The sequence below is a fragment of the Streptomyces sp. NPDC001415 genome (assembly GCF_053597395.1).
Window position 1 is genome coordinate 72,922 of the sequence record NZ_JBSFIE010000018.1, and the last position, 25,296, is coordinate 98,217.

Here is a 25,296-nt window from a genome sequence, read left to right on the forward strand (position 1 = left end):
GTGCAGATGTGCCCGGCGAGTGTGTTCGACGATGTGGAAGGGGCCGGCCCGGCAGTGAGCGACCACCAGAATCTGCTCGCGGAGCAGCGGCGTGCGCTGATCCTCGATGAGGTCAGACGGCGTGGCGGAGTCCGGGTCAACGAGCTCACCCGGAAGCTCAACGTCTCGGACATGACGGTCCGCAGGGATCTGGACGCGCTGGCGCGCCAGGGCGTGATCGAGAAGGTGCACGGCGGGGCGGTGCCCGTCGCGGAGGCCACGGCGCACGAGCCGGGCTTCGAGGCGAAGTCGACGCTTGAGCTGAGCGCCAAGCAGGACATCGCGCGGGAGGCCGCCAGGATGGCCGTGCCCGGCAGCGCGATCGCCCTGGCCGGCGGTACGACGGCGTACGCGCTGGCCCAACAGCTGGTGGACGTACCGGAGCTGACGGTGGTGACCAACTCGGTGCAGGTCGCCGATGTGTTCCACGCCGCGCAGCGCTCGCCCGCGGGGGCGGGGCCGCGGCCGGGGGCCGCGACCGTGGTCCTGACGGGCGGTGTGCGGACGCTCTCCGACACGCTGGTGGGGCCGGTCGCCGACGCGGCGATCCGTTCGCTCCACTTCGATGTGCTGTTCATCGGGGTGCACGGCATCTCGATGGAGGCCGGGCTTTCCACGCCCAACCTCGCGGAGGCGGAGACCAATCGCCGCTTCGTACAGTCGGCGCGGCGGGTCGTGGTGATCGCTGATCACACCAAGTGGGGGACGGTGGGGCTCAGTTCGTTCGCCTCGCTCGACCAGGTCGACTCGCTCGTGACGGACGCGGGCCTTTCGGACCGGTCCCGCGAGGAGATGACCGAGCATCTGCGGGACCTCGTGGTGGCGGGGGAGATCCCCGACAACGGCAGCGAGAACGGCGGCCCCGCAGACATCTGACGGCCCGCCAGCTATGGTGTGCGGGCTCTGCCGCGCCGGTCCCGTACGGGCTCCGGCGCGGCTCGCTCGCGTTCAACGCGCGCTTTCAGCGCCGCCCGACCGCCAGGAGGTATGCGTCATGGCTCGCCGACTCAGGTCCGTGAAACTCGACTTCGCCGAGTCGGCGCCGGTGCGCCTGGTGTTCACGGCCCATGTCTCGGCCGGGCCCGCCGCCGTCTACCGGGCCCTGGCCGAGGAAGTGTCGGACACGCCTGCCTGGTTCTCCTCCGTCGCCTCGGCCCGGCCCCTGGACGGCGGGGCCGGGCGCGAGATCAGGCTGCGGGGCGGGGTGTTCTTCCGCGAGACGATCATGGCGAGGGAACCGGGCGAGCGCTACGCCTACCGGATCGACGAGACCAACACCCCCGGTGTGCGCGCCCTGCTGGAGGAGTGGCGGCTCACTCCGGCGGGGTCCGGGACGACCGTGCGCTGGACGATGGCGAGCGAGGGGCCGGCCCTGTTCCGCCTGATGATGCGGGCGGCGGGTCCCGGCGTCGGCCAGTCCTTCAAGGGCGCGATGCGCAAGCTGGACCGCCGGCTCTCGGGTGCGCCGGCGGCCTGATCCTCCCCAACTGACCTCCGCTCAATGGCTGGTGACGGACCGCCATATGGCGTCGAGGGTGTCGGGGGTGAGCCCTTCGTCGGACCGGGCGGCGACGAAACCGTCCGGGCGGACGAGCAGGGCGCCTTGCGGAGGCAGCCCGACCAGGCCGAGCCAGGCGCCCTCGCCGTCCCGCAGAACCTCCTCGCCCTGCCCCAAGTCCGGCTCAACGCCGCGAATATGATGCACCGTCAGCGGAAGCGTCTTGGCCGCGTCGGCCCAGGCGGCGTCCGACTCGGCGTCCCCGCCGGTGAGCAGGGTGAAGCCCGGGCCGCACAGGTCGAGGGTGGAGACGGTGCTGCCGTCGCGGTCGAGCCAGAGGTGCGGGGTGCGGGTGCCGGTCTGGCCCGCGAGCAGGTCGACCGTGTCCCCGGCCGGGTCGCCGTGGACGGCGGCGGATGCGTACCGGTAGCGGGTCATGATCTCGCCGGTGCCCAGCTGACGGTCGAGAGCCTCGGCGTTCCGCGGCGTACGGATGCCGTAGCGGGCGAGGAAGTCGGTGCGCAGCCAGGCCTGTTCGGCGACGAGGAGGCCACGGGGGCGCCGCTCGGGCTCGTAGGTGTCCAGGAGGGCTTCCGGCGCCTGTGCGCGCAGGACGGCGGCGAGCTTCCACGCCAGGTTGTGCACGTCGGCGATGCCCGTGTTGGCGCCGAAGCCGCCCCAGGGGGCGTGCCGGTGGGCCGCGTCTCCGGCGAGGAAGACCCGGCCGCTGCGGTAGGAGTCGGCGACCGCGGTGCCGGTGTCCCAGGCGGCGCGGGCGAGCAGGTCGATGCGGAGCTCGGGGTCGTCCGCGCCGATGGCGGTGCGCAGCAGGGCGACGCACCGCTCGTCCGGGTAGTCGCGCGGGCTCTCGCGCTCCGGGTCGTAGGCCAGGTGGAAGGACCATTCGTCGGTGTTGTTCTTGGCCAGGAACAGGCCGGACACCTGGGGGCCGGCGATCTCGCACTGACTGAACGTGCGGTCGCGCACCAGCTCGGTGAGGTCGGCGCGGAAGTAGAGGTTGAGGTAGTGGTGGGTGGCGGGGCGGGTGGTGCTGGTGATGCCCAGGGTGGTACGGATCGGGCTGCCGCCGCCGTCGGCCGCGAGGAGGTAGTCGGCGTACACGGTGGTGGTGCGGCCTGTGGTCCGGTCCCTGAGGGTGGCGGTGACCCGGTCGTCGTCCTGGGTGAACGCGGTCAGTTCGGTGCCGAAGCGGATGTCGCCGCCGCGCTGTTCGGCCAGTTCGCGCAGGACCGGTTCGAGGAGCACCTGGGGGCAGAAGCAGAAGGCTGAGGGGCTTTCATCGACGCCGACCATGGCGCCGGTGGCGAAGACGTGGCGCAGGTCGAGCGCCTCGGAGTCGGCGATGCTCCGGCCGGTGCGCGCGCCGCCGAACGTGCCCATCTTGAGGGCGGACGCGCTCGCGGCCTGCACGGCGTCCTCGACGCCGATCTGCCGGAAGATCTCCACGGCGCGTGTGTGCATGCCACGCGAGCGGGGCAGCACCGTCGGCTCGGTGTTGCGCTCCACCAGGATGTGGTCGACCCCGTGGTACTCCAGGCACAGGGCGGCGGTCAGACCGACCAGTCCCCCGCCGACGATCAGTACAGATGGCATGACAGCTCCCCGTGTTCCCCGTGCCGTTCAGTGGATCTTTCCCACCGTAGACAGCAAAGCCACCGCCGGGGGCAAACTGCGGGTCAACGCTGTGACTGGCTCAACGAGGCGTCGGTGGGCGGCAGTTGACGTGGCCGGAAACGGTCACTCCTGCTCCCGGACCGGCACCACCGCCACCGGGCACTCCGCGTGGTGCAGCACCGCATGCGCCACCGAGCCCATCAGGAGGGAGCCCGGCTTCAGGCGGCGCCGGTGGCGGCCGACCACGATCAGCGCGGCCGAGGCCGAGGCGTCGACGAGGTGGCCCGCCGCGTCGGCGGGTGCGATCACGGCGTCCACCTCGACCTCGGGGTACCGCTCCTCGAAGGGGCGCAGCCGCTCGGCCTGTTCGCGCTTGACGTCCCGCTCGACGGGCTCGTACTGATCGGCGTCCAGCCTGCCCGGCGGGAACTCGCCCGCGACCATCAGGGCGGTCGGGGCCGGGGCCGGGTAGGCCGAGAGCACCTGGAGCGGTACGTTCCGGGCCCGGGCCTCCACGAAGGCGAACTCGATCACGTCGTCGACGGTGTCGCCCAGGTTGAGCCCGAGCACGACGCGGCCCGTCGTCCGTTCGTCCGCGCCCGTGCGGGCCTGGGGCGGCACGACCACCACCGGGCAGGGCGCCCGGGTGGCCACGGCCAGGCTGTTGGAGCCGAGCAGCAGGCTGGCGAAGCCGCCGCGGCCTCGGGAGCCCATCACCAGCATCCGGGCCGAGGCGCCCAAGGCGTGCAGCGCGTCGGGCACTTCGCCCTCAAGCGAGTCGAACCGCACCGAGGGCAGTCCGTCGCGGCCCGAGAGCGCCGCGCGGACCCGGTCGGTGACCGGGTCGTTCAGCGCCGGGCCCGGGCCGAGTGCGGAGCGGCGGGCCGCCCACAGCTGCGCGGCGTCGGGCAGGACATGCGCGATGACCAGGTCGGCGGCCAGTCTGCGAGCGGTGGGAATGGCCCATTCCAGGGCTCGCAGACTGTGGTCGGATCCGTCTACGGCGACAACTACAGGGCGCGTGTCCATGACGTCACCCTGGCACGCGGCGCGGGGTCCCGCACGGGCAGAAGGTCCCGTTCCGGACAGCTCACCGGGCCGGCCAGACCCCGGTCTCCAGGAAGGTGTCGAGCGTCTCGGCGTAGGGGGCGATGTCGAGGCCCTGCTCGGCGAGCCAGCTGTCCGAGTAGTACTTGTCGAGGTAGCGGTCGCCCGGGTCGCAGAGCAGGGTGACGATGCTGCCGGTGCGGCCCTCGGCGACCATCTCCGCGACGATCCGCAGCGCGCTCCACAGCCCGGTGCCGGTGGAGCCGCCCGCCTTGCGGCCGATCGCCTTCTCCAGGGCGCGTACGGCGGCGACGCTCGCCGCGTCCGGGACCTTCATCATCCGGTCGATGGCGCCGGGCACGAAGCTCGGCTCCATGCGGGGCCGGCCGATGCCCTCGATGCGCGAGCCGCAGTCGCTGGAGGCGAGCGCGTCGCCCTGGGTCCAGCCGTCGAAGAAGCAGGAGTTCTCCGGGTCGGGGACGCAGATCATCGTGTCGTGCTGCATGTAGTGCACATAGCGCGCGATGGTCGCGGAGGTGCCGCCGGTGCCGGCGGTGGCGACGATCCAGGCGGGCTCGGGGTAGCGCTCCAACTTCAGCTGCTGGTAGATCGATTCGGCGATGTTGTTGTTGCCGCGCCAGTCGGTGGCCCGCTCCGCGTAGGTGAACTGGTCCATGTAGTGGCCGCCGGTCTCGGCGGCGAGCGCCGCCGACTCCTGGTACATCTTCATCGAGTCGTCGACGAAGTGGCACTGGCCGCCGTGGAATTCGATCAGGCGGCACTTCTCGGCGCTGGTGGTGCGGGGCATCACGGCGATGAACGGCACGCCGATCAGCTTGGCGAAATATGCCTCGGAGACGGCGGTGGAGCCGCTGGACGCCTCGATGACGGGTTTGCCCGGCCGGATCCAGCCATTGCACAGGCCGTACAGGAACAGCGAGCGGGCGAGGCGGTGCTTGAGACTGCCGGTGGGATGCGTCGACTCGTCCTTGAGGTAGAGGTCGATGCCCCAGGCCTCGGGGAGGGGAAAGCGCAGGAGATGGGTGTCGGCGGAGCGGTTGGCATCGGCCTGGACCTTGCGCACGGCTTCCTTCAGCCAGGCGCGGTACTCCGGATCGCTGCGGTCCACATCGATGGTTTCCATGCCACTCCTCGTCGTGTCTTCGTGCCGCCCCCACGCTTGACGATACCGCTCCCACCTGCACAAACGTTCCCTTTGGGGATCCATAGGAGTGGCTTGTGGGGCGCCTGGTGAGCGCTGGACGGCGCTGGCCCGGACCCGATCCTCCGTGCGCCCTGGTGCGTAGGCTCGTGGTTGTGCAGACTGCCCACCAGGAACGATGCGAAGGGGGCCGGATGGTCATGGCGGAACCCGAGTTCAGTGCGAAGGGCGTACGGATCGAGCGGTGGACCCGCTCGCTGACCCGAGCGGGCCAGGTGCTGATCAAGGACGGCCGGCTCGCCCTGCTCACCAGCAATGGGCGGGAGATCGACAGCGCGCCCGTCGATGCGGTCAGCGCGGCGCGCCCCCGGCTGCCGTGGCTGGCCAAGGAGGACCGGACGGTGGCGCGGCTGAATGGCACCCGTTACCGGTTGACGATGGGCGAGGAGCCGGACCACTCACGCGGCTCCGATCTGACCCAGCGATTCCTGCAGGCCATCCGGCAGACGACGCACGGCGCGCACGGCTGAAACGCGTGTGGCCCCAGGGGCGGAGTTGCGGAGTGCGAACCCTTGGGCCACGCTGGTGTCCACATCACTGAGGGTTTACCGGCGGTGACGCTCTGAGGAGAGCCGCCGGACCAGACAGCTACTTCCGGACCTCATTCGGGGAGTCGCAACCGTGATCAGCCAGCCAAGCAGGCAGTGCACGGTGGAGCTCCAAGCCCTGCCGTCGCGGATCGGACAGGTCCGCAGAATCGTATCGGCGCAGTTGCGCTACTGGCATCTGGACCCGTTGATAGACGAGGCGGCGCTGGGCGTCACCGAGCTGCTCACCAACGTCCACCGGCATGCCGAGCCGGACAAGATGTGCACCGTGGAGATCGAGCTGCTGCTCGACCGGCTCACCATCTCCGTCCACGACCACGATCCGACGCTGCCCGCCGTACGCGACGCCGAAGCACTCGCCACCAACGGACGCGGCCTTGCCCTGATCGCCGCGGTCAGCGAAAGCTGGGGAGTGCGTGCGCTGGGCGAGTCCGGCAAGACCGTGTGGTTCACGCTTGCCGCGCCCTCCCCCGCCGTGGCCCTGCCGCCGTACCCGCTGTACGGGGCGAAGCCGAACACGCCCTTCACGGAGACCCGGCCCTCGCGTGCGGTGCGCGGCCGGGCGACCGCCGTCACCCGGTCGCCCGTCGCGGGTTGAGAGCCGGTGCCCGAACCCGGCCCGGGCCTGGGACGGACCGGGTTCAGACACAGGCTCTGACCGGGCAGGACGCCGGTGGGTGCTATTCGGTCGCGATCGCACGGAGTACGTCGAGTCGCGCCGCCCGGCGCGCGGGCCGCAAGCCCGCCACCGCCCCGGCCAGCAGGCCCACGAGTGCGACCACCGTCAACTGGAGCGGCGGCAGCGCGAAGGCGCTGGTTCCCGCCGAGTCGGATGCCTTGACGAGCACCCAGCCGAGGAACGCGCCGAGCCCGAGCCCGCCCGCCGTGCCGAACGCGGCGACCAGCACCGACTCCCAGCGGACCATGGCCCGCAGCTGGCCCCTGGTCTGGCCGACCGCGCGCAGCAGCCCGAGTTCACGGGTGCGTTCGTGGATCGCGAGGGTCAGGGTGTTGGCGATGCCGAGCAGGGCGATGACGACGGCGAGCGCGAGGAGGGCGTAGACCAGGGTGAGCATCATGTCGATGCCGCTCGCCGAGGACGCGGCGTACTCGGCGCGGGTCTGCACCTCCGGGTTGCCGTACGCGGCGGCGGTCCGCTCGACCGCCTTCTTGCCGTCGGCGAGCGGGACGCCGGGCTTGAACGAGACCGCGACGAGGCTGTCGGAATCCTGGACGCGGTGCGGGGCCCAGGCCTCGCGGGTGAGCAGATAGTCGCCGGCCAGTTCCTTCTCGGCGTACACCGCGCGGACGGTGAAGGTCTGCTTCTGCCCGTCGGGGAAGGCGAGTTGGGCCGCGGAGCCGGGGTGCCAGTCCTTCTTGCCGGCTTCGTCGGCGGAGACGGCGAGGCCGTTGGTGCCGAGGCCGCTCAGCGATCCTTCGATCGTGCCCAGGTCGAGTACGCCGGAGAGTTTCGTCGGGTCGGTGACGGTCAGGGCGCGCCCGCCGCCGTCGACGTCCGCGACGCCCTTGCCGAGCCCGACGGCGGTCTTCACCTCGGGCAACTTGCCTACCGCAGACGCCAGTTGGGGGCTGATGCCCGCGCCGCCCGCGCCGAACGCCCGGGCGCTGACGGCGACATCGCCCGCGAAGGACTTCGACACCGTCTGGTCCATGGTCGTCTTCAGCGAGGCGCCGAAGACGGTGAACAGGGAGACGACGGCGACGCCGATCATCAGCGCGGTCGCGGTGGCGGCGGTCCGCTTGGGGCTGCGCAGCGCGTTGCGCCGGGCGAGGGAGCCGGTGATGCCGCGCACCTTGTCGAGCGGGCCGCCGAGGAAACCCACGGCGTACGTGGACGCGACGGGGCCCAGGACCACGAAGGCGGCGAGCGTCAGCGCCGCGCCGACCCCGGCGAGCAGCACGTTCGGGCCGGAGAGCACTCCGGCGAGGGTGACCGCCACACCGGCCGGGAGCAGGGTGCCGCCGGTGAGCCTGCGCGGGCGGGAGGCGCCGGACTGGTCGACGGCCGTCTCGCGCAGCGCGGCCAGCGGTGCGGTGCGGCCGGCCCGCAGGGCGGGCAGCAGCGCCGAGCCGATGCAGACCAGGACGCCGACGGCGATCGGCAGGGCCACGGAGAGTCCGCTGATCACCAAGTCCCCGTCGGGGAAGGGGAATCCGATGGCCGGGAAGAGCGCCTGAAGGCCGGCCGCGATGCCGATGCCGGCGAGTACGCCGACGGCCGATGCCGCGATCGCGACGGCCGTGGCCTCGGCGAGCGTAGCGGCGGCCACCTGCCGTCGGGAGGCGCCGAGCGCGCGGAGCAGGGCGTTCTCGCGGGTGCGCTGGGCGACGACGATCGCGAAAGTGTTGTGGATGGAGAAGGTGGCGACGAGCAGGGCGATGCCGGAGAAGACGAGGAGGAGGGTGGTGAAGAGGTCGAGGAACGTTCCGGCGACCATGTCGAGGCTCTCGGCGGACGCCGCCTTGCCCGTGATGGCCTCAACTCCGTTCGGCAGTACGGGAGTCAGCCGGTCGATCAGTTGCTGCTGGCTGATGCCGGGGCCGGCGCGGACGGCGATGGAGGAGGCCTCGCCGGGCTTGGGGGTGAGGTACTTCTCCGCGTCGGCGAGGGTCATTCCGGCGTAGGTGACCTGCCCCATGCCGTCCTGGCCGCCGAAGGTGGCGATGCCGACGATGTGCACGGTGACGGGGTCGGGGGCCCGCAGCACGGTCGTGTCTCCGAGCTTCAGGCCGCCCTTGTCGGCAGCACCCCGGTTCACGACGACCTCGCCGGGAGCCTGCGGGGCGCGACCCTGGGCCAGTTGGTACGGGTTGAGTTTCGGGTCGGTGATCCAGTTCCCGGCGCGGGTGGGCGGGCCCTGGCCGCCGATGGGCTTGTGGTCGGCGCCGACGAGTTGGGCCGAACCCTCGACGACGGGGACGGCGGCCGCGACGCCGGGGGTGTCCTGGATCTTCGTCACGAGCGAGGTGTCGACGGGGCGGCGGGTGCCCTGGCCCTGTCCGGAGACGGTGACGACATTGGTGCTGCGCACGACGGCGTCCGTGCCGCCGTTGGCGGTGGTGAAGAGGGTGTCGAAGCTGGCGCGGAGGGTGTCGCCCATGACGAGCGTCCCGGCGAGGAAGGCGACGCCGAGCAGGACGGCGACGAACGTGCCGGCGAAACGGCGCTTGTGGGAGCGCAGGGAGGTGAGGCTGAGGCGCAGTGAGGCGTTCATGTCCCTTGCCTCCCAGGGGAGTTGACGGCGTTCCCGCTCTGCGGGAGCAGGCGCATCCGGTCGAGGACGCGGTCCGCGGTGGGGTCGGGCATCCGGTCGACGAGGCGGCCGTCGGCGAGGAAGAGGACCTCGTCGGCGTGGGCGGCGGCGACCGGGTCGTGGGTGACCATGACGACGGTGCGGGCGGTCTGGCGGACGGTCCGGCCGAGCAGCCGAAGGACTTCCTCGCCGGAGCGCGAGTCGAGGTTTCCGGTCGGCTCGTCGGCGAAGACGACGTCCGGGCGGCCCGCGAAGGCCCGGGCCACGGCGACCCGTTGCTGCTGGCCGCCGGAGAGTTCGCCGGGGCGGTGGTGCAGCCGGTCGCGGAGGCCGACGGTGTCGATGAGCGCGTCGATCCACTCGCGGTCTCCGCGCTGCCCCGCGAGGTCGAGGGGCAGCGTGATGTTCTCGGCGACGGTGAGCGTGGGGATCAGGTTGAACGCCTGGAAGACGAAGCCGAGGCGTTCGCGGCGCAGAAGTGTGAGCCTGCGGTCGTCGAGCGTGCTCAGGTCGGTGTCGCCGATGAAGGCGGAGCCGGCGCTGAGGGTGTCGAGTCCGGCGGCGCAGTGCATGAGGGTGGACTTGCCGGAGCCCGAGGGCCCCATGATCGCGGTGAAGCGTCCGGCGTGGAAGTCGACGCTCACCCCGTCCAGGGCCCTCACTTCGGTGTCGCCGGTGCCGTAGACCTTCACGGCGTCGACGACCCGGGCGGCGGCGACGGTGCGGACGGCGGTGCTCATGCCGCACCGCCCTTGCCCGGAGGAGTCAGGTTGGTCCGCCCGAAGTGTTCCTCCAGAACGGAGATCCGGCGCCAGTACTCCTCCTCGTCGATCTCGCCGGCGGCGAACCGGCGGCCGAGGACGGCGATGGGCGAGCGGTCGTCCATGGGCGGGCGCCACGATCCGCGGCGGCCCCGCCATCCGGTGCGGCGCAGCACCGTGACGACGGTGAAGATCACGGCCGCCCAGACCAGCGGCACGAAGAAGATCCAGGGTCCGGGTCCCGCGTAGGCCAGGGTGTTCATCTCGGTCAGCTCCCTCGGTGGGCGTGGTTCCTTTGTGCTTCGAGCCTCCCGCCGCACGGGGGTCCGAGTCGTCGTACGGCCAGCGGCAGTCGGCGTACCCCGCAGGGAGTAGATCGGGTTCCGGTGACTGCTCTGGATTCTGTACCTACTGGTATGTACAGTTGCTTCATGAGCACTCCGGAGCGTCTGATCGAAGCCACCCGCGAGCTGTTGTGGGAGCGGGGGTACGTAGGCACCAGCCCGAAGGCGATCCAGCAGCAGGCGGGCGCGGGGCAGGGCAGCATGTACCACCACTTCGCGGGCAAGCCCGATCTGGCGCTCGCCGCGATCCGGCGCACCGCCGAGGAGATGCGCGGCGCCGCCGAGGCCACGTTCGGGGGCGGCGGCACGGCGTACGAGCGGATTTCGGCGTATCTGCTGCGCGAGCGCGATGTGCTGCGCGGCTGCCCGGTCGGGCGCCTCACCATGGATCCCGAGATCATGGCCGACGCCGAGCTGCGCGCACCGGTCGAGGCGACGCTCGACTGGCTGCGCGGCCGGCTCGCCGAGATCGTCCAAGAGGGCCTCGATCAAGGCGAGTTCGGCGCGAATCTGGTGCCACGCGAGATCGCCGCGGCCGTGGTGGCGACGGTTCAGGGCGGCTACGTCCTGGCCCGCGCCTCCGGTTCGCCGGACGCCTTCGACGCGGGCGTGCGCGGACTGCTCTCCCTGCTGGCTCCGGCTGCCGGCTCCCGCTGAACACTGCCCGTCCCGTCGCCCGAGGAGTACGCGATGCACGCCATGCAGTACGAGATCACACTGCCCGCCGACTACGACATGGAGATCATCCGCAAGCGTGTCGCCACCCGGGGGCACCTCCTGGACGACTTCCCCGGGCTTGGCCTCAAGGCGTATCTGATGCGCGAGCGGGGCGCCGGATCCCCGGTCAACTCCTATGCCCCGTTCTACCTTTGGGCCACCCCCGAGGGCATGAACTCCTTCCTGTGGGGCCCCGGTTTCCAGGGGATCGTCGACGACTTCGGGCGCCCGCGGGTGCGGCACTGGACGGGCCTGTCATACGCCGAGGGGCCCGCGTCCGGGGCCGCGCCCACCACGGCGACCCGCCTGCGCGTGCCCGTCCCGGAGGGGGTCGGACCGGCCGGGTTCATAGCCGACGAGGTGGCCGAAGAGGCGGCGGAGCCCGGAGTGGTGGCGAGCGCCGTGGCTGTCGACCCCAGCCGCTGGGAGCTGGTGCGGTTCACGCTCTGGGAACAGCCCGATCCACCGGCCGATGGCGACCGGTTCCAGGTGCTCCACCTGTCGGAGCCCGGGCGCGCGGGGCTCCGGTCGGGACGGCAGTGGTGAGCGCGGCGCACACGGTGCTCGGCGAGGTGGAGCCCGACCGGCTCGGCGTCGTCGACGCGCACGATCATCTCTTCATCCGCAGCCCGCGGTTGCCGGGCCAGGAGCTGGACGACGTCACGGACGCCGCGGCCCGGCTCGCCGGGTTCGGCGCGCTCGGCGGCGGCACGGTGGTGCAGTGGACGCCGTACGGCATGGGGCGGCGCATCGCCGAACTCCCCGCGCTTTCACGGGAGTCGGGGGTGCACATCATCGCCGCCACCGGACTGCACCAAGCCGCCCACTATGCGGGCGAGTTGCTCGATTCGGTACGCGACCGGCTGGCCGAGCTGTTCGTCGCCGAGCTGACCGAGGGCATCGGCGACACGGGCGTGCGGGCGGGGTTGATCAAGGTGGCGGGCGGCTTCCACGGGCTCGACGAGCACGCCACGCTCACGATGCGGGCGGCCGCCGAGGCACACCACCGCACGGGCGCTCCGATCGCCGTCCACCTGGAGCTGGGCACGGGCGTACTCGACGTACTCGACCTGCTGTGCGGGGAGTTGGAGGTGCCGCCGCGCTCCGTCATCCTCGGCCACCTCAACCGCTCCCCCGACTTCGCCGTGCACCGCCTGGCCGCCGAAGCGGGGGCCAACCTCGCCTTCGACGGGCCTTCCCGGGCCAACCACGCCACCGACTGGCGGATGCCGGACGCGCTGCGGGCGCTCGCGGACGCCGGGTTCGCCGACCGGCTGCTGCTGGGCGGGGACACCGTGACCCCGGACACTCCGGGCATGCCGTATCTGCTGCGCCGGGTGCGGCCCAGGCTCGAACTCACCCTGGGGAAGGGGGTGTTGGAGGACATCCTCGTCACCAACCCGGCACGGGTCTACGCCTGGTGAGCCGCAGGCCCGGGCGGGGTTCAGACACTGGCTCCCAGCGCGCCGAGCGGGTCGTCGAGCACCGGCTGCCAGGCCAACTCGGCCGCTCCGACGAGGCTGTTGTGGTCGAGGGAGCAGGCGAGGATCGGTACGCCGCCGCTCTGGCCCCACAGGCTGCGGTCGGCCACGACGGCCCGCAGCCGGTCCGGGTCGGCCTCCAGGAGTGCCTTGTGCAGGCCGCCCAGGATGATCCGGTCGGGGTTGAGGATGTTGACGAGTCCGGCGAGGCCGAGGCCGAGCCGGTCGATGAGTTCCTCGGCGGCCTGCCGGATCGAGACGTCCGCGTACTCGTGGCGCAGCAGGGCCCGTGACTGTTCGAGGAGCGACACCTCGGGCCCGGGGGTGCGGCCCGCCGCCGTGAGGAAGGCGAGCGGGTCGGCCTCGACGTCGAGGCAGCCGCGGCTGCCGCAGTAGCAGGGGCGGCCGTCCGGGTTGACGGTGAGGTGGCCGACCTCCAGGGCAAGGCCCGAACTCCCGCTGTGCAGACGGCCGTCGAGAACGAGCGCGCCGCCGACGCCGCGGTGGCCGGTGGCGACGCAGAGCAGGTCCTTGGCACCCCGGCCCGCGCCGTGCCGGTGCTCGGCGAGGGCCGCGAGGTTGACGTCGTTGCCGGTGAAGGCGGGGCCCGTGATGCCGGCCGCCCTGACCCGTTCGGCGAAGATCTCGCGTACGGGGGCGCCCGCGGGCCAGGCCAGGTGGAGCGGGTTGAGCGCGGTGCCTTCCGGTTCGGCGACGGCGGAGGGCACGGCGAGACCGGCGCCCACGCAGCGGCGGCCGGTGCCCTTGAGGAGGGCCGCGCCCGCGTCGACGACCTCTCCGAGCACCTGGGCCGGGTCGGCCGAGACGATCACGCAGCCGGGGTCGGTGGCGACGATCTCGCCGCCGAGGCCGACAAGCGCGGCCCGATAGCCGTCCGCGTGCACCTGTGCGGCGAGCGCGACGGGCCCGGTGTCGTTGACGGCGAGCCGGTGCGAGGGGCGACCCTGGGAGCCGGCCGCGGCGGGCCGGGAGTCGACCTGGATCAGGCCGAGCGCTTCGAGTTCGGCGGCGACCGCGCCCGCGGTGGCGCGCGTGACGCCCAGTTCGGCGGTGAGCACGGCACGGGTCGGCGCGCGGCCGGTATGCACCAGTTCGAGCGCGGGTCCGAGCGCGCTGCGGCCCCGCTCCAGCCTGGTCCGGGTGGTCGTCACCTTGCCGTTCATGGGGGCGAGTCTCCCATGATCCCGGACGGAAGCGGTTCTTCCGGCAGTTGGCCGGGCAATGGGTCCGGCGCTGCGGCCGGGTGGCCGTGACCTGGCGATGCATCCTGCCTGCGCCGACCCTGCCAGGGGCGCGGGGAACTGCGCGAGCAACCCCGCACGGCCCGCAGGCCAAAGGTCCGCTCCCCCGCCCCCCGGAGGGGAACCGCCCCGCTCCCGCCGCCCCCAACCGGTTGATGCACCCGCCCCTCCGCCCCTATCCTGACTTTGTGCCGCTACTAAACAAAGTCCGGACGGCCGCTCCGGGGGGACCTGGCGAGAACACCGCCGCACCCTCCTTGTCCCGCCTCCGCCGCGCCCTGACCCTCTTCTTCGCCCTCGACGGCTTCCTCTTCGCCGGCTGGGTGGTCCGCATCCCCGCCATCAAGCAGCAGACCGGAGCCTCCGCGGGCGAGCTGGGGCTCGCCCTGCTCGGCGTATCGGCCGGGGCGGTGGTGACGATGGTCCTGACCGGCCGGCTCTGCCGCCGCTTCGGCAGCCACCCGGTGACCGTCGTCTGCGGCGCGTTGATGGCGCTGGCCATCGCGCTGCCGCCGCAGACCCACTCGGCGCTGTCGCTCGGCCTGGTGCTCCTGGTGTTCGGCGCCGCGTACGGCGGCATCAACGTGGCGATGAACAGCGCGGCCGTCGACCTGGTCGCGACGCTGCGCCGCCCGGTGATGCCGAGTTTCCACGCGGCGTTCAGCCTCGGCGGCATGGTCGGCGCGGGCGTCGGCGCGCTGGTCGCATCGGGCCTCTCCCCGACCGCGCACCTGCTGGCCCTCACCGGGGTCGGCCTCGTGGTGACCGCGCTGGCCGGGCGGGTGCTCCTTCGCCATCCGGCGCCGGTGCACGCGAGCACACCCCACACCGAGGGGCACCGACTCGACGGGCGGGCCCGGCGCCTGGTGCTGCTCTTCGGCGTGATCGCGCTCTGCACGGCGTACGGCGAGGGCGCGATGGCGGACTGGGGCGCCCTGCACCTGGAGCAGGACCTGTCCGCCGCGCCGGGTGTCGCGGCCGTGGGCTACTCGCTGTTCGCCCTGGCCATGACGGCCGGGCGGCTCTCCGGCACCGCGTTGCTCGAACGGCTCGGCCAGACCCGCACGTTGGTCGCGGGCGGGCTCACGGCCAGTGCCGGGATGCTGCTCGGCGCGCTGGCCCCGACGGTCTGGCTCGCGCTCGCCGGCTTCGCCGTGATGGGCCTTGGCCTCGCCAACATCTTCCCGGTCGCCGTCGCGAGGGCGGGCGCTCTCGCCGGACCCGGCGGGGTGGCCGCGGCCTCCACGCTCGGCTACGGCGGCATGCTGCTCGGGCCGCCCGCGATCGGGCTGCTCGCCGAGTGGTCGTCGCTGCCGGTCGCCCTGACCACGGTCGCGGTCCTGGCCGCGGGCGCCGCACTGATCGGCTACACCGCACGGCACGCGACGGCGCCCCAGGGTTGAAGGGCAGTTCAAGCCACAGTGCCGAACGGGGGTTCAACTCGCCGCGCCCGCAGGCGAGTTGATCGCCATCGCGCACCTACGGCCTGCTGCGGGCGGCCGGCCGCCGACGTGAACCTACGGCTTCCTGCGGGCGGCCCGGCCGCCGAGCATCCGGGCCAGCACCGCGCGCTGGACCGGCAGCGCCTCGGCATGGCGGGACCTGCCGGACTCGGTGATCTCCACGCTCACCCCGCGTCGGTCCTCGCTGCACATCCCCCGCGTGACCAGGCCGTCCTTCTCCAGGCGGCCGATGAGGCGGGACAGCGCGCTCTGGCTGAGGTGGATCCGCGAGGCCAGCTCCTGCACGCGGAACGCGCAGCGCGGCTCGTCGTCGCGCCCCTCGGCCAGGACGTCGAGGACCTCGAAGTCGCTCGCGCCGAGCCCGTACGCATGGAGCTCCCGGTCGAGTTCGCACGTGGTGCTCGCGTGAAGGGCGAGGAGCTCCCGCCATTCCGCCACGAGCAGGCGCTCGGTCTTCTCAGCTGCCATGGCCGCACGGTAGCAGAGCTGGGCAGTTTTGTTGCATCGGCATTAAATGCGCCCGCACTCAATGCGCGCGCATGTAATCTCGGCCATGCGAGCACCGGGGGGGAGGGACGGCCGGTGGGCGATGGTTGCCCACCGGCCGTCCCTGCTGTGAGACTTCGCGCATGGGGACACGGAGCCGGGCCGAGCGGGACGCCATCACGATCGAGATCGGATACGCGCTGGCCAGTGCCCTGTTCGCGGCCGGCCTGGTCTTCGGCGCGATCGGCGGCTCCGGCTACGCGCTCGCACTCCCGCACCCCCTGCGGCGGGTGCTGCTGCTCATCGGCGGCGGCTGCGCCCTCATTGTCTTCGTCTGGCGGACCGTGCACGTCCTGTGGCGCTTTCCGTACGGGGCCGGCCCGGGCCCGCGTCAGCCCAGCCAGCCGGGGCGGACCAGACCCGACTCGTAGGCGAGGACCACCAGTTGGGCCCGGTCGCGGGCGCCGAGCTTCACCATCGCGCGGCTGACGTGGGTCTTCGCGGTCAGCGGGCTGACGACGAGGCGGCGGGCGATCTCCTCGTTGGAGAGCCCGATGCCGACCAGGGCCATCACCTCCCGCTCCCGGTCGGTGAGTTCGGCCAGGGTGTCGGCGGCGGCCGGCTCCTTGGAGCGCGCGGCGAACTCGGCGATCAGACGCCGGGTCACGCCGGGTGACAGCAGGGCGTCGCCGTCGACGACGGCCCGGACCGCGCGCAGCAGTTCCTCCGGCTCGGTGTCCTTCACCAGGAACCCGGAGGCGCCGGCGCGGATCGCCTCGAAGACGTACTCGTCGAGCTCGAAGGTGGTGAGCATGACCACCTTCACCCCCGCCAGGGCCGCGTCGGAGGTGATGCCGCGGGTGGCGGCGAGACCGTCGAGCCGGGGCATCCGGATGTCCATCAGGACGATGTCGGGCCGCAGTTGGCGTACCAGACCCAGCGCCTCCTCACCGTCGGCGGCCTCCCCCACCACCTCGATGTCGCCCTGGGCGTCGAGCAGCGCCCGGAACCCGGCCCGCACCAGGAGCTGGTCGTCGGCAAGCAGTACGCGGATCAAGGGATCTCCTTCGGGTGGGCGGCCAGCGGAAGCCGGGCGGTCACACGGAAGCCGCCGGCCGGGACCGGCCCCGCGTCGATCGTGCCACCGAGCGCGGCGGCCCGCTCCCGCATGCCGATCAGGCCGTTGCCGCTGCCGCCCGCGTCGCCCCCGGACGGCGGTCCCTCGTCGTCGATCCGCAGCACGAGGGCCCCGGGTTCGTAGCGGACGGTGACCCGTGCGGTGCGTGCCGCGGAGTGGCGTACGACGTTGGTGAGGGCCTCCTGCACGATGCGGAAGGCGGCCAGATCGGTGCCGGGCGGCAGTGCCCCGCGTCTGCCGGTGGTCGTGGTCTCGACGGTGAGTCCGGCGCTGGCGGCCTGCTCGACGAGTTCGGGGAGCCGGTCGAGTCCGGGGGCCGGGGAGCGCGGCGCCTCCCCCGGTGCGCGCAGCGTCTCCAGGACCTGGCGCACCTCGCCGAGCGCCTCCTTGCTCGCGGACTTGATGGTGGTCAGCGCGGTGCGGGCCTGCTCGGGGTCGGAGTCGAGCAGCGCGAGACCGACGCCGGCCTGGACGTTGATGACGGAGATGCTGTGGGCGAGCACGTCGTGCAGTTCGCGGGCGATCCGCAGCCGCTCCTCGTCGGCCCGCCGTTTCGCCGCGGCGGCCCGCCCGGCCCGCTCCCTGGCCCACTGCTCCCTCCGTCCGCGCACGATCTCGGCGACCGCGATGATCGCCACCGCCCAGGCGGCGACGCCCGCTTCCTGACTCCAGGGCGCGACGGTGTCGCCCGCCGGGGGCAGCCAGCGGTAGAGCCAGTGCGCGACGAGCAGGTGCCCCAGCCAGAGCATGGCGATCGCGCCCCAGGCCTGGCGGCGGCATCCGGCGATGACCGCGGCGAAGCAGCCGACCATGACGGGCAGGAAGACCGGCCCGTAGGGATATCCGGCGCCGAGGTAGACCATGGCGGCCACCGAGGCGCCGAAGACCGCGACGACCGGGTGCCGCAGGCGGATCAGGAGCGCCGCGCAACTGACGACGAGGAGCACATGGGCGAGGGCGTCGAGCGGGGCCCGGCCGGCCTGGGAGTGTTCGGCGAAGTGGGATCCGACCAGGACGAACACGGTGAGCGCGGCCGTCGAGACCCAGGGCAGCCGAGCCCCCCGCCCGCCCTCGCCGTCGGGCCCCTGAACCCAGCGCCGCAGCAGGAGCGACGGCCCCTCCTGCGGCCGGGGTGGGCCGTCGCAGCGGGCGGCGCGCGGTGACTGCTGCTCTTCCATACCGGCCACGCTAGACCGGGGCCGGCCGCCGGGGCGTCAGCCGTGCGAGGTGATCACACGTACTACGCGGGGAGTACGGGGTTGAGCGGGGAGTGCCGGGCTACGCAAGGAGTACATGGCTAGCCGGGGAGCACCAAGCCCACCGAACGGGCCAGTTGCTCGGCGGCGTGCGTGAAGAACGGCTCGCGGTCCTGGACGACCCGCTGGAACTGGCCGAACACCTCGAACGACACGAGCCCGAACAGCTGCGACCAGGCCGCGACCAGGGCGACGGCCACCGCCGGAGGCAGGTCGGGCGCGAAGTCCGCGGCCATCCGCTCGGCCTCGGCGCGCAGGGGCGCGGCGAGCGGCGGCGGCGCGATGCCCTTGCCCTGGTGGGCGTCGCGGGCGATGGAGATGAGGACGAGCCCGACGCGGGCTGCGGGGCCGATGGTCGCCTGGGGCGCGGTGTAGCCGGGGACGGGCGAACCGTAGATCAGGGCGTACTCGTGGGGATGGGCCAGCGCCCAGGTGCGCACCGCGCGGCAGACGGCGGTCCACCGAGTCGCGGGCGACGCCGCGGCGCGCTGCTTGGCGAGGGCGTGCTCGGCGGCTTCGCCCACGGCGTCGTAGGCGTCGACGATGAGGGCGGTCAGCAGATCGTCGCGACTGGGGAAGTACCGGTAGAGGGCCGAGGAGACCATGCCCAGCTCGCGGGCGACGGCACGGAGCGAGAGCTTCGTCGCGCCGTCCGCGGCCAGTTGCCTTCTGGCTTCGTCCTTGATGGCCGCGGTGACTTCGATACGTGCCCGTGCGCGGGCTCCCTGGACGGTGCTCATGGCATCCAGTCTGCCAGTTCGGAGAGCAGTGGCCAACAACGCGACTGTCGCACACAAACCGGAGCGGCGAACATTTATGAGAGCACCGCTCTTGCTTTGGAGCACGGCTTCGATGCACACTGCTCACGAACGAGAGCACCGCTCTCTCTCACCTTCAGGGGAGACACACCATGTCCGCATCCGCACACGTCCAGAAGCCCGGCTGGTTCACGGTCAACGTCCTCAACCGGTCCGTCGCCTGGCTGACCCGGCGCGGACTGAGCGTCTGGGGCTCCCGGGTCCTCGCGGTCCGCGGCCGCAAGAGCGGCGAGTGGCGACGCACCCCCGTCAACCTGATGACCTTCGAGGGCGAGCAGTACCTGGTGGCCCCGCGCGGGCACGTCCAGTGGACGCACAACATGCGGGCGGCCGGCGGCGGCGAGCTGCACCTCGGCAAGAAGGTCGAGGCGTTCACCGCTACCGAGGTCGCCGACGACGACAAGCCCGCCCTCCTCCGCGCCTACCTCAAGCGCTGGAAGGCCGAGGTCGGCGTCTTCTTCAACGGTGTCGGCCCCGACTCCAGCGACGAGGAGCTCCGCCGGATCGCCCCCGACCACCCCGTCTTCCGCGTCACGATCACCCACTGATCCCGCTCCTGCCCCCACGCCTGATCCCACTCTCTCCCCGCACCCCGGGACTCAGGCTCTCAATGCCCGACGACAACCCTCAACTCCGGTTGCAGCAGCGGCTCATGGGCCCGTACGAGGTCGTCGCACAGGTCCCAGATCCGCTCGACGGGCAGCGTCGCCGCGGTCGCCGGATCGCTCATGGCGGCGTGCCGGATGTGGCGCGGCTCGCCGAGCACGGCGGCCCGCACCACCAGGTCGGTCACCGAGACGTAGGCGCGGTTGAGTGCCGCGCACTGCGGCGGCAGGGCGCCGATCCTGGTGGGCTGCACCCCCAACGCGTCGACCAGGCAGGGGACTTCGACGACCGAGTCGGCGGGCAGGTTGTCGATCAGGCCGTGGTTGGGGACGTTGCCGTAGACGGTGCGCGGGGTGCCGGTGACGATGCTGTGGATGATCTGCGGGGCGTACTCCATGGTCCCCTCCACCGGCAGCGGCCGCCCCGAGGCCAGCGCGTCGCGGGTGCGGGCGTAGGTGGCGAGGTTGTCCTCGACGATGTCGAGGTAGACGCCGACCGGCAGGCGCAGCCGGTGGATCTCCGCGTCGTGGTGCAGATACCAGGGCACGTACTCCGAGGAGTGCTCGCTGGTCTCGGTCGGGTAGTGGCCGAGCCTGCGGTACATGTCGACGCGTACCCGGCGCAGCAGTTCGGGGTCCTTGGCGATGGCCTCGTCGAGGAGCGGATACAGGTCCTGGCCGGCGCGTTCGAAACGCAGCACCCAGGACTGGTGGTTGACCCCGGCGGCGAGGTAGGAGACCTCGTCGAAGGGGGTGCCGATCAGCTCGGACAGGTCGTGCATCGTCCAGTACACGGAGTGGCACAGGCCGACGGCCCGCAGCGCGGGGGCCACCCGGTGCAGATAGAGCAGGTTCATGGCCATCGGGTTGGTGTAGTTCAACAGGTGGGCGTCCGGGCAGAGTTGAGCCATGTCGGCGGCGAGCGAGCGCAGTAGCGGAAAGGTGCGCAGGGCACGGAAGATGCCGCCGATGCCGAGGGTGTCGCCGATGGTCTGGCGCAGCCCGTAGCGGGCCGGGATCTCGAAGTCGGTGCGGGTGGCCCGGGCCGTGCCGATCTGGACGGTGTTGATGACGAAGTCGGCGCCGTCGAGCGCCGCGCGCCGCTCCAGGTGCGCGCTGACGAGCGGCGCCGCGCCCAGCTCGGCCGCGATGTGGTGGGCCGCCGCTTCACTGGTGGCGAGGCGTTCGGGGTCGATGTCATGGAGCGCGATGCGGGCACGGGCGAACTCGGGGAAGGCGAACAGGTCGGCGAGCAGCCCCTGGGTGAATTCCACGCTGCCGGCGCCGATGAAGGCGATCTTGGTCTCGGTCATGGCACGCTCCCTCACCCCTTCAGCCCGCTCGACGTCAGCGACTGGATGAAGGTCTTCTGCGCGAACAGGAACGCGAGGAGGACCGGGAGGACCGTGACGACGTTGCCCGCCATCACCGCGGACCACTTGGTGTGGTGCTGGCCCTGGAAGGTGGTCAGGCCCAGTTGCAGGGTGTAGTGCGCGTCGTGGTTGATGGCGATGAGCGGCCAGGAGAGGTCGTTCCAGGTGGCGAGGAAGGTGAGGACGGCGACCGTGGCGAGGGCCGGGCGGGCCAGCGGCGCCACGATGGAGACCAGGACCCGCAGCCGTGAACAGCCGTCGATCCAGGCCGCCTCCTCCAGCTCCCTCGGCAGGGACAGGAAGAACTGCCGGAAGAGGAACACCGCGAACGGCGTGACCAGGGACGGCACGATCAGCGCGCCGAGGGTGTCGATGAGCCCGAGCCACTTCATGACCAGGAACGTCGGGATCATGGTCAGCTGGAACGGCACCGCCATCGTCGCGAGCATCAGCCCGAGCAGCAGCCGCGACCCGGCGAACCGCATCCGTGCGAAGGCGTAGCCGCCGAGCGCCCCGAGGACGAGGTTCGAGGCGACGGCCACGGACGCGACGATGCACGAGTTCAGGAACCAGCGCGGGAACATCGCGTTGCCGAGTACGTAGCGGTAGCCGCCGAAGTGGATGCCGTGCGGCCACAGCGCGGGCGGGAACCGGTTGATCTCCGCGTCGCTCATCACCGAGCTGAGGATCAGCCACACCAGCGGGAGCGCGAAGCCGATCGAGAGCGGCGCGAGGAGCAGGTGCCAGGGGCTGAACGGCAGCCGGCGGCGCCGGGCGGTGCGGCTGCCGGGGGCGCTGACGGAGGCGGCCGCCCCCTGGGTCATCGTGGGCGCGGTCATCGGCCCGCTCCTTCCGCTCGGGCAACGCCCGCTCCTGGTACGGCAGTTGCTCCCGTACGCTCTCGATGGCGCCGGTACAGGCGCAGCACGACGGCCGCGGCGACCAGGCCGATCGCGAGGACGTAGGCCGCGGAGGCGCCGTATCCGGCGGTGAAGTTCTGAAAGGCCTGCTCCCAGACGAAGTAGACGATGACGGTGGTGGCGCCGAGGGGGCCGCCCTTGGTGGTGACGTACACGAGGTCGAAGACCTGCAGGGCGATGATGAACTGCCACAGCACCAGGAACACCGTGACCGGGGTCAGCGAGGGCAGCGTGACGTGGCGCAGCACCTGGGCCCGGTTCGCCCCGTCGAGGCGGGCCGATTCGACGAGTTCAACGGGCACGTCCTGGAGCGCGGCGAGGTAGACGATGACGCAGAAGCCGATGCCGCTCCACAGCGAGATCAGCAGCAGGACGTAGAGCGCCTGTCCCGGGTCGGAGAGGAAGCCCTGCGAGGAGACGCCGAGGTGGTGCAGGAGCGCGTTGGCCACGCCGAACCCGGGGTCGAAGATGAACGAGAACAGCACGCCCTGGGCGGTGGCCGAGACCACGAACGGGACGAACACCAGCGTGCGGTACAGCCCGACGAGCCGTATCCGCCGGTTCAGCGCGAGGGCGAGCGCGAGCCCGCCGGCCAGGCTGAGCGGTACGTAGACGCCCGCGTAGATCAGGGTGTTCTTCACGGCGGTGCGGAACGCCGGGTCCTTGCTGAGGGCGTGGTAGTTGTCGAGCCCGACCCAGCGGCCCGGCGTGACCAGGTCGTCCGCGCGGAACGAGAGCAGCAGCGACCACAGCAGCGGTACGACGCTGAGCCCGAGGATCACCAGGACCGCCGGGCTGATGAAGGCCCAGGCCGTGGCGGTCTCGCCGCGCGCCCGGCGGCGCCTGGCGGCGCGGGCGGCCGGGGTCGGGTCGAGCGTGAGCGGGCGGGGAGTCCGCGGCCCAGTACTTCTCATCTCTCGGACCCTTCTGGTCACGGGGTCGGCTTCAGCGCGGGATCAGCAGGGCGGCGTCGGCCTTCTCGACGCACTGGCGCATGGCCTTGTCCGGGGAGGAACGCCCCAGCAGGATCGCGACGACGGCCTCGCCGAACGCCTGCGAGATCTGCGGATACGCCGGGTGCACGGGCCGCACCCGCGCGGACTCCAGGGCCTTGGTGAACACCGGGATCCCCACGGTCTTCGCGGAGTGGTCGGCCCACGCCGGCAGGCGTGCGCTCTCCGCGCTGAGCGGCAGGCTTCCCGCTCCCATGTCCCACTTGACGTCCTGCTCGGGCGCGATGAGCCACCGGACGAATTCGACGGCGGCCTTCGAGCGTGCGGAGCCGTTGTCGAAGACGGTCCAGGTGTCGGGGCCCGAGATGGTGACCGGCTTCCCGCTGTAGGAGGGCAGCGGCACCACCGCGTAGTCGACCTTCGCGGTGATGATGTCCGCCAGCGTCCAGGGGCCGCCCATCACCATGCCCATGCGCCCCGACAGGAAGACCTGGTACATCTGGGCACTGCCCGGCTTGGGGTCTATGTAGACGCTCTTGCCGGCGACGAGCGAGGCGATGGTCTCCAGGGCCCGGCGGCCCTGGTCGGCGAACCCGATGCTCTTGCCGCCCGGCCCGATGATCTCCCCGCCGAGGTCCCACACCATCGGCCAGAGCCGCCAGGTGGTGTCCTCGTCGCCGACGCCGGGCCAGCCGGTGCCGAAGACGCCCTTGGAAGCGTCGGTGAGTTTGTGGGCGGTGTCGATGAACTCGTCCCATTTCCAACCGGGTTGGGGCAGCGGAATCCCGGCCCGCCGGAACAGGGTCTTGTTGCAGACGACCGCCATGGAGTCGACGAGGGAGGGCGCGGCGCGGACCTTGCCGTTCACGGTCACCGCGTCCCGCAGCGAGGGCCAGTAGTCCGTCCAGGGCACGGGCCCACCGCGCATGGCCGTGGTGAGGTCGACGACGCGGGGGCTGCGGGCGATGCTCGCGATGTCCGAGCCGAAGACGTAGGCGATGTCCGGGTACGAGCCCGAGGCAAGGGCGGCCGTCACCTTCTGGAGCATCACGTCCGAGGTCGACCCGCCGCCCGTATCGACATGGATCTTGGGGTGGGTGCGGTTGAACTCGGCCACCAAGGCCTCGATCGCCTTCTTCGACGTGTCGACCTGGCCGTGCCAGAGTTCGACCGTCACCGTCCCGTCCGGGGCGACGCCTTCCGCGGAGCCGCAGGCCGCGAGGGCAGGTGCGGCGACGGCAGCCACCGCGCACCCCGCTCCGGCCCTCAGCAGCGCGCGGCGGTCCGGCGCTCTGTGGGACGAAGGGGCGGTGGAGTGATCCGGGCCGGCGGGCATGATCCGCTCCATCCGTCGCGGGTACGTCCCCGCCTCGGACCCGGGCTCGGATCCTGGCGACTCGGGCCGGTCCTGGGACCCCGGGCAGGGGACCTTGTCGGCTGGGCGCACCTCTCGCGGTGCCGGACCGCGCCGCGATCCGGGCCACTGGCTGGATGAAAGCGCCTTCTGCCGCCGGGCGCAAGAGTCCCGGGGCCGTGTCGTCGGGGTGCTCCGCCGGATGGGGTTGGCAGGGCTGTGCGCAACGGGCCCGATCCGGCCCCCGACCGGTCGCTATTCGGCCGAACTCGCGACCGGGGGCACACAAGTCACTTTCTTCCCAGTAGATGTGATGACTCATCATCTCTGAGGAGGATCTCGGTGAAACCCCTGCGCAGACTGCGCGTTCTCGTCGGGACGGCGTTCGCGGCCCTCGCCGCCACCGCGCTGATAGGCACCGGCACCGCGCAGGCGGCCACGGACGGCGGCGCGGCTCCAGCCCTCGCGGCCCAGCGTCCGGCCGCGTGCTCCGGCACGTACCAGGGCGACGAGCGGCTCGGCCCGCAGAACCTGCCCCGGCCCTGGAACGGGCCGGTGGGACCGCTGGTCCTCGGCTACCACCGCACCGGGCACCTCACCCCACAGACATTCCTGGCCACGTTCTGGGACACGACCGCCGGGTCCTGGAAGTACCCGCCCAATGACGGCTTCGCCAACCGCCCCGACGGCACCCCGGACAAACACGCGGTCGCGCTGCGCGTCGGCGAGGACCTGGACCGGTTCGGTTCGGAGTACGGCTCGTTCCTCGCCCCGGCGGGAGCCCGCTACAGCCGGCGGGCGCTGCCCCCGCAGAGCCTGATCACCCGTGAGGCGGCCTACCCGTGCGCCTATCACGCGTACGAGGTCGTGAAGTCGTTCACCGTGTGGCAGGGCCGGATCGCGCCCTGGTTCGAGCAGCCCGGCGGCGGTCGGCAGATCAAGCTGGACCCGGCGTTCGTCGACCCGGGCCAGGGCCAGTCCCTCAACGTCAAGTGGCTGCTCGACCACGGCTATCTGAAGGCCGAGACCAACCCGGTGGCCGCGGCGAGCGCGCTCGCGGGCATCGGCTGAGCCGGGCGGGCCGGGGCTGGTCGGCCCCGG

At 72.1% G+C, this 25,296-nt stretch carries 26 protein-coding genes; 11 read left to right on the plus strand and 15 right to left on the minus strand.

Translation table 11 applies throughout. The features are described 5' to 3' along the window. Positions 1-54 precede the first annotated feature (54 nt). Together ACWC2B_RS23535 and ACWC2B_RS23540 are read left to right on the plus strand one after the other, a co-directional pair. On the plus strand, positions 55-915 hold the full coding sequence (locus tag ACWC2B_RS23535) for a DeoR/GlpR family DNA-binding transcription regulator (protein WP_450719638.1): 861 nt from the start codon (positions 55-57) through the stop codon (positions 913-915). A 118-nt stretch (positions 916-1,033) separates the two neighbouring features. After that, complete coding sequence (locus tag ACWC2B_RS23540; protein ID WP_450719640.1) at positions 1,034-1,516, plus strand: SRPBCC family protein; 483 nt, start codon at positions 1,034-1,036, stop codon at positions 1,514-1,516. A 21-nt stretch (positions 1,517-1,537) separates the two neighbouring features. Here ACWC2B_RS23540 and ACWC2B_RS23545 read toward each other — a convergent pair whose 3' ends face one another. The 3 genes from ACWC2B_RS23545 to ACWC2B_RS23555 form a co-directional block, all read right to left on the minus strand. Continuing rightward, complete coding sequence (locus ACWC2B_RS23545; protein ID WP_450719642.1) at positions 1,538-3,151, minus strand: FAD-dependent monooxygenase; 1,614 nt, start codon at positions 3,149-3,151, stop codon at positions 1,538-1,540. A 144-nt stretch (positions 3,152-3,295) separates the two neighbouring features. Next, on the minus strand, positions 3,296-4,201 hold the full coding sequence (locus tag ACWC2B_RS23550) for a universal stress protein (RefSeq protein WP_450719644.1): 906 nt from the start codon (positions 4,199-4,201) through the stop codon (positions 3,296-3,298). Positions 4,202-4,262: 61 nt separating this feature from the next. Then, entirely contained in the window at positions 4,263-5,363 is a 1,101-nt protein-coding gene (locus ACWC2B_RS23555; protein ID WP_450719646.1) for a PLP-dependent cysteine synthase family protein, read from the minus strand. Between the two features lie 218 nt (positions 5,364-5,581). On the opposite strand from ACWC2B_RS23555, the gene ACWC2B_RS23560 reads away from it, so the two are divergent. Then, positions 5,582-5,911 (plus strand): hypothetical protein, encoded by a 330-nt coding sequence (locus tag ACWC2B_RS23560; protein WP_450719648.1) that lies wholly within the window; start codon positions 5,582-5,584, stop codon positions 5,909-5,911. Positions 5,912-6,062: 151 nt separating this feature from the next. After that, positions 6,063-6,587 (plus strand): ATP-binding protein, encoded by a 525-nt coding sequence (locus tag ACWC2B_RS23565; protein ID WP_450719650.1) that lies wholly within the window; start codon positions 6,063-6,065, stop codon positions 6,585-6,587. An 82-nt stretch (positions 6,588-6,669) separates the two neighbouring features. On the opposite strand, the gene ACWC2B_RS23570 is transcribed toward ACWC2B_RS23565, so the two are convergent. The 3 genes from ACWC2B_RS23570 to ACWC2B_RS23580 are packed head-to-tail and all read right to left on the minus strand — an operon-like array spanning position 6,670 to position 10,288. Next, positions 6,670-9,225, minus strand: coding sequence for an ABC transporter permease (locus ACWC2B_RS23570; RefSeq protein WP_450719652.1), 2,556 nt, complete (start codon positions 9,223-9,225; stop codon positions 6,670-6,672). Continuing rightward, a complete protein-coding gene (locus ACWC2B_RS23575; protein WP_450719654.1) occupies positions 9,222-10,004 on the minus strand; it encodes an ABC transporter ATP-binding protein in 783 nt (260 codons plus the stop codon). Before ACWC2B_RS23575 ends, ACWC2B_RS23570 begins: the two co-directional genes overlap by 4 nt. After that, complete coding sequence (locus ACWC2B_RS23580) at positions 10,001-10,288, minus strand: SHOCT domain-containing protein (protein ID WP_450719656.1); 288 nt, start codon at positions 10,286-10,288, stop codon at positions 10,001-10,003. Before ACWC2B_RS23580 ends, ACWC2B_RS23575 begins: the two co-directional genes overlap by 4 nt. Positions 10,289-10,441: 153 nt before the next feature. On the opposite strand from ACWC2B_RS23580, the gene ACWC2B_RS23585 reads away from it, so the two are divergent. Genes ACWC2B_RS23585 through ACWC2B_RS23595 form a run of 3 tightly spaced genes read left to right on the plus strand, consistent with a single transcriptional unit; the run spans position 10,442 to position 12,510 of the window. After that, positions 10,442-11,026, plus strand: a complete 585-nt coding sequence (locus ACWC2B_RS23585; protein ID WP_450719658.1) for a TetR/AcrR family transcriptional regulator — start codon at positions 10,442-10,444, stop codon at positions 11,024-11,026. 33 nt (positions 11,027-11,059) lie between these two features. Continuing rightward, on the plus strand, positions 11,060-11,632 hold the full coding sequence (locus tag ACWC2B_RS23590; RefSeq protein ID WP_450719660.1) for a DUF4865 family protein: 573 nt from the start codon (positions 11,060-11,062) through the stop codon (positions 11,630-11,632). Next, positions 11,626-12,510 (plus strand): phosphotriesterase family protein, encoded by an 885-nt coding sequence (locus ACWC2B_RS23595; protein ID WP_450719662.1) that lies wholly within the window; start codon positions 11,626-11,628, stop codon positions 12,508-12,510. The genes ACWC2B_RS23590 and ACWC2B_RS23595 overlap by 7 nt, the downstream gene beginning before the upstream one ends. A gap of 20 nt (positions 12,511-12,530) precedes the next feature. Here ACWC2B_RS23595 and ACWC2B_RS23600 read toward each other — a convergent pair whose 3' ends face one another. Then, complete coding sequence (locus ACWC2B_RS23600; RefSeq protein ID WP_450719664.1) at positions 12,531-13,751, minus strand: ROK family protein; 1,221 nt, start codon at positions 13,749-13,751, stop codon at positions 12,531-12,533. A 266-nt stretch (positions 13,752-14,017) separates the two neighbouring features. Here ACWC2B_RS23600 and ACWC2B_RS23605 point away from each other — a divergent pair, with 266 nt between their 5' ends. After that, complete coding sequence (locus ACWC2B_RS23605) at positions 14,018-15,232, plus strand: MFS transporter (RefSeq protein ID WP_450719666.1); 1,215 nt, start codon at positions 14,018-14,020, stop codon at positions 15,230-15,232. Positions 15,233-15,346: 114 nt separating this feature from the next. Here ACWC2B_RS23605 and ACWC2B_RS23610 read toward each other — a convergent pair whose 3' ends face one another. Further along, positions 15,347-15,760, minus strand: a complete 414-nt coding sequence (locus ACWC2B_RS23610) for a MarR family winged helix-turn-helix transcriptional regulator (protein ID WP_450719668.1) — start codon at positions 15,758-15,760, stop codon at positions 15,347-15,349. 161 nt (positions 15,761-15,921) lie between these two features. On the opposite strand from ACWC2B_RS23610, the gene ACWC2B_RS23615 reads away from it, so the two are divergent. Continuing rightward, positions 15,922-16,209 carry a DUF6332 family protein gene (locus ACWC2B_RS23615; RefSeq protein ID WP_450719670.1) on the plus strand — a complete coding sequence of 96 codons (288 nt, stop codon included), beginning with the start codon at positions 15,922-15,924 and terminating at the stop codon, positions 16,207-16,209. Here ACWC2B_RS23615 and ACWC2B_RS23620 read toward each other — a convergent pair. From ACWC2B_RS23620 to ACWC2B_RS23630, 3 genes are all read right to left on the minus strand, one after another. Continuing rightward, a complete protein-coding gene (locus tag ACWC2B_RS23620; protein WP_450719672.1) occupies positions 16,170-16,835 on the minus strand; it encodes a response regulator in 666 nt (221 codons plus the stop codon). The genes ACWC2B_RS23615 and ACWC2B_RS23620 overlap by 40 nt on opposite strands. Further along, positions 16,832-18,094, minus strand: a complete 1,263-nt coding sequence (locus tag ACWC2B_RS23625) for a sensor histidine kinase (RefSeq protein ID WP_450719674.1) — start codon at positions 18,092-18,094, stop codon at positions 16,832-16,834. Before ACWC2B_RS23625 ends, ACWC2B_RS23620 begins: the two co-directional genes overlap by 4 nt. 119 nt (positions 18,095-18,213) lie before the next feature. After that, on the minus strand, positions 18,214-18,912 hold the full coding sequence (locus ACWC2B_RS23630; protein WP_450719676.1) for a TetR/AcrR family transcriptional regulator: 699 nt from the start codon (positions 18,910-18,912) through the stop codon (positions 18,214-18,216). A gap of 170 nt (positions 18,913-19,082) precedes the next feature. Between ACWC2B_RS23630 and ACWC2B_RS23635 the strand changes: the two genes are divergently transcribed. Further along, positions 19,083-19,538, plus strand: coding sequence for a nitroreductase family deazaflavin-dependent oxidoreductase (locus tag ACWC2B_RS23635; RefSeq protein WP_450719678.1), 456 nt, complete (start codon positions 19,083-19,085; stop codon positions 19,536-19,538). Positions 19,539-19,597: 59 nt separating this feature from the next. Here ACWC2B_RS23635 and melA read toward each other — a convergent pair whose 3' ends face one another. From melA to ACWC2B_RS23655, 4 genes are read right to left on the minus strand one after another with little or no spacing between them, the layout of a single operon-like run. After that, positions 19,598-20,908, minus strand: a complete 1,311-nt coding sequence (gene melA, locus ACWC2B_RS23640) for an alpha-galactosidase (RefSeq protein ID WP_450719680.1) — start codon at positions 20,906-20,908, stop codon at positions 19,598-19,600. 11 nt (positions 20,909-20,919) lie between these two features. Further along, on the minus strand, positions 20,920-21,807 hold the full coding sequence (locus ACWC2B_RS23645; RefSeq protein WP_450719682.1) for a carbohydrate ABC transporter permease: 888 nt from the start codon (positions 21,805-21,807) through the stop codon (positions 20,920-20,922). Next, positions 21,804-22,802, minus strand: coding sequence for a carbohydrate ABC transporter permease (locus tag ACWC2B_RS23650; protein ID WP_450719684.1), 999 nt, complete (start codon positions 22,800-22,802; stop codon positions 21,804-21,806). Before ACWC2B_RS23650 ends, ACWC2B_RS23645 begins: the two co-directional genes overlap by 4 nt. A gap of 31 nt (positions 22,803-22,833) precedes the next feature. Next, entirely contained in the window at positions 22,834-24,177 is a 1,344-nt protein-coding gene (locus ACWC2B_RS23655) for an ABC transporter substrate-binding protein (RefSeq protein WP_450719686.1), read from the minus strand. Between the two features lie 354 nt (positions 24,178-24,531). Here ACWC2B_RS23655 and ACWC2B_RS23660 point away from each other — a divergent pair, with 354 nt between their 5' ends. Further along, positions 24,532-25,266, plus strand: coding sequence for a TNT domain-containing protein (locus ACWC2B_RS23660; protein WP_450719776.1), 735 nt, complete (start codon positions 24,532-24,534; stop codon positions 25,264-25,266). Positions 25,267-25,296: the final 30 nt, after the last annotated feature.

Coding starts and splice junctions, on each gene's coding strand:
- ACWC2B_RS23540 (WP_450719640.1), top strand. CDS start 1,034: ATGGCTCGCCGACTCAGGTCCGTGAAACTCGACTTCGCCGAGTCGGCG.
- ACWC2B_RS23545 (WP_450719642.1), bottom strand. CDS start 3,151: ATGCCATCTGTACTGATCGTCGGCGGGGGACTGGTCGGTCTGACCGCC.
- ACWC2B_RS23550 (WP_450719644.1), bottom strand. CDS start 4,201: ATGGACACGCGCCCTGTAGTTGTCGCCGTAGACGGATCCGACCACAGT.
- ACWC2B_RS23555 (WP_450719646.1), bottom strand. CDS start 5,363: ATGGAAACCATCGATGTGGACCGCAGCGATCCGGAGTACCGCGCCTGG.
- ACWC2B_RS23560 (WP_450719648.1), top strand. CDS start 5,582: ATGGCGGAACCCGAGTTCAGTGCGAAGGGCGTACGGATCGAGCGGTGG.
- ACWC2B_RS23570 (WP_450719652.1), bottom strand. CDS start 9,225: ATGAACGCCTCACTGCGCCTCAGCCTCACCTCCCTGCGCTCCCACAAG.
- ACWC2B_RS23575 (WP_450719654.1), bottom strand. CDS start 10,004: ATGAGCACCGCCGTCCGCACCGTCGCCGCCGCCCGGGTCGTCGACGCC.
- ACWC2B_RS23580 (WP_450719656.1), bottom strand. CDS start 10,288: ATGAACACCCTGGCCTACGCGGGACCCGGACCCTGGATCTTCTTCGTG.
- ACWC2B_RS23585 (WP_450719658.1), top strand. CDS start 10,442: ATGTACAGTTGCTTCATGAGCACTCCGGAGCGTCTGATCGAAGCCACC.
- ACWC2B_RS23590 (WP_450719660.1), top strand. CDS start 11,060: ATGCACGCCATGCAGTACGAGATCACACTGCCCGCCGACTACGACATG.
- ACWC2B_RS23600 (WP_450719664.1), bottom strand. CDS start 13,751: ATGAACGGCAAGGTGACGACCACCCGGACCAGGCTGGAGCGGGGCCGC.
- ACWC2B_RS23610 (WP_450719668.1), bottom strand. CDS start 15,760: ATGGCAGCTGAGAAGACCGAGCGCCTGCTCGTGGCGGAATGGCGGGAG.
- ACWC2B_RS23615 (WP_450719670.1), top strand. CDS start 15,922: ATGGGGACACGGAGCCGGGCCGAGCGGGACGCCATCACGATCGAGATC.
- ACWC2B_RS23625 (WP_450719674.1), bottom strand. CDS start 18,094: ATGGAAGAGCAGCAGTCACCGCGCGCCGCCCGCTGCGACGGCCCACCC.
- ACWC2B_RS23630 (WP_450719676.1), bottom strand. CDS start 18,912: ATGAGCACCGTCCAGGGAGCCCGCGCACGGGCACGTATCGAAGTCACC.
- ACWC2B_RS23635 (WP_450719678.1), top strand. CDS start 19,083: ATGTCCGCATCCGCACACGTCCAGAAGCCCGGCTGGTTCACGGTCAAC.
- melA (WP_450719680.1), bottom strand. CDS start 20,908: ATGACCGAGACCAAGATCGCCTTCATCGGCGCCGGCAGCGTGGAATTC.
- ACWC2B_RS23645 (WP_450719682.1), bottom strand. CDS start 21,807: ATGACCGCGCCCACGATGACCCAGGGGGCGGCCGCCTCCGTCAGCGCC.
- ACWC2B_RS23650 (WP_450719684.1), bottom strand. CDS start 22,802: ATGAGAAGTACTGGGCCGCGGACTCCCCGCCCGCTCACGCTCGACCCG.
- ACWC2B_RS23655 (WP_450719686.1), bottom strand. CDS start 24,177: ATGCCCGCCGGCCCGGATCACTCCACCGCCCCTTCGTCCCACAGAGCG.